This window comes from Cryobacterium glaciale, from assembly GCF_004402535.1.
In the GTDB taxonomy this organism is placed as follows: Bacteria; Actinomycetota; Actinomycetes; order Actinomycetales; family Microbacteriaceae; genus Cryobacterium; species Cryobacterium glaciale.
The window spans coordinates 1-2,148 of the sequence record NZ_SOEY01000024.1 but is presented as its reverse complement, the minus strand read 5'-3'; the positions used below and the strand labels follow the sequence as shown (position 1 = coordinate 2,148).

Here is a 2,148-nt window from a genome sequence, read left to right as displayed (position 1 = left end):
ACCCCCGAGAACCGGCTGTTCCGACCACGGTGCTCAACTGGCCGGAAACAGTGCCGCACTGGCCGGATATTTATCGCTCAAATGGCCGACCTCAAGTTGACAAAACACAGAAGGACGGGATTCAGCAGCGGCGGGCCCCGCCGACCCATTTGTCGAGGGCTTCGGTCGCCTCGTCGAGGGGCAGTTTGAAGATCACCCGGAGGCCTTCCTTCAGGTAGTAGGCGCGTGCCAGTCTAGGGGCGGTCTACACGATCCAAGCGAGCTTGGTTTGCTGCTTCTCTGTCAGGTTTTCCGGGTTCTTCCAGAGGGCGTAACGGCAGTTCTTGATGCCCGCGTCTCGGGCGCTGTCCGGGCGGGCGGGAGCGTTGGTGGCGGGCCGGCCACGGGTGCGTCGGGCATCGTTTTGCCGGGCGGCTTTGCGGGCATCGTTCCACGCGGTTCGTCGGACCTCATCGAGGGCTTCGGTGGCCCACTTCACGACGTGAAACGGATCAGCACAACGAACGGCACTGGGCGCTCTATCCGCGACAACACTGGCAATCCAGGCCGCATCGTCCGCAGAAACATGCGTGATCTGCGCCGACCGTTCCGGCCCTAATGCGTCAAGGAACGTCTCGAGGGTGGCCTTGTCCTGGCTCGGTGCCGCCCAGATGAGTCGGCCGGAATCGTGGTCGACGACGCAGGTCAAATACTTGTGGCCGCGCTTGTAACTGATCTCGTCGATCCCGATCCGGGTCAGGTCCGCAAACTGGTCATACTGCTTCTCGGTGTCGGCCCAAACCCGGGTGATGATCGCGCCGACGGTGCGCCACGCGATGCGCATCAGCACGGTGATGGCGGTCTTAGACGTTTGCGTGGCCAGCCACGCGACGTGGTCATCAAAGAACAGCGTGTGACCGCTTTAATGCCGGGCCGACGGCACGGCGGCGACGGTCACGCCGTGGATGCGGCAGGACATTCGGGGCGCGTCAGCTTCGAGGTGAAATTGAATCGAACCCACGTCCAAGCCACGCCAGCGACGCCGCCCATCACCGAGGTCGTAACGCGGGCAGCGCTTCTGACAGGACCCGCAGCGGTTCCGTTTCACTGCCATCGGACGCACCGACGCGATCAGGATCCTGCCCTCCAGGTCAAGATCGATGTCGTCGACGAACGTGTTCTCGACACCGAGGAGCGTGCGCCATATTCTTAGAGTTCGCGCGCCGCTTCTTCCGTTCCCAAGTTTCTTACCTTTGACAGTTAGAAACCCAGGCGGAGAGCGGCGTGCGGCCGTTAAAGCGCTCCCAACGAACCCACGGTAACGACAGGAGAGCCAAGAGCCGGGGCCATTTCCCCAACGACGACGCCGTGATCAGGATGCTCTGACTGGGCATCTGTCACATCGAAGACAAACGAGCCCGCGACCGCGCCAAAGAACGCGGCCGAGCCCGCGGCATCAAGCGCACCGCCGAAGGCCAAATCACCACGAATTGGAAGCACGCACTCAGCCAGCTCGTGATGATCTACCCCCACCTCTAACCATTCCCAACACTTACACAAAAGACTTGACAGGCTCGGTGATCCCGGGCGTCGCTGAGCTGAGGTACCACAGCCGTGCCGGAGGCCGCGCTCAACCGATTCGAGTGAGATTCGGGCAGTTTCGTAGTGCCACTCGACTCTTCCCCCAGCCAAATTCTGGAAAAATCGGAGTCAGTCGTCTTCACTCTGCCGGCCTTGATTGACACCCGCACCTCCGCCGGTGGCTGGGACGTGACACCTCACTCGTCCCGCGCTCCTGATCAGCNACCCGGACACACACACCTCGTACTGCCCCGGAGCCTTCAGAATCTTCTCCGAAAACCCATGTTCGGTTCCCAAACCCGGAAACAACGACGGAATCCACGACAAGGGCTTGTTCGCACGAAACGCACCACCCGAGCCATTGACATTCACCCAGATATACGTCGACGCCGACGTCGTCTGATCCAACGACCAGCCAGAAATCTGAATGCCGCCCGGCACCCCGACAGCAGAATCAAACGCCCCCGCACCGTTTTGGGGAACGGTCACGGTTTTGCAGCCGAGTAACGCCGTCGACCCGGACACACACACCTCGTACTGCCCCGGAGCCTTCAGAATCTTCTCCGAAAACCCATGTTCGGTTCCCAA

Annotated in this window: 2 pseudogenes; one reads left to right on the top strand and one right to left on the bottom strand. The window is 61.4% G+C overall.

Annotated features, from left to right (window positions below):
* Positions 1 to 124: 124 nt before the first annotated feature.
* Positions 125 to 1,186 (bottom strand): annotated as a pseudogene (locus E3O06_RS18055) (ISL3 family transposase); the annotation flags it as partial.
* A 128-nt stretch (positions 1,187 to 1,314) separates the two neighbouring features.
* Between E3O06_RS18055 and E3O06_RS18050 the strand changes: the two are divergent.
* Positions 1,315 to 1,518: pseudogene (locus E3O06_RS18050) on the top strand (IS256 family transposase); the annotation flags it as partial.
* Between the last annotated feature and the right edge of the window lie 630 nt (positions 1,519 to 2,148).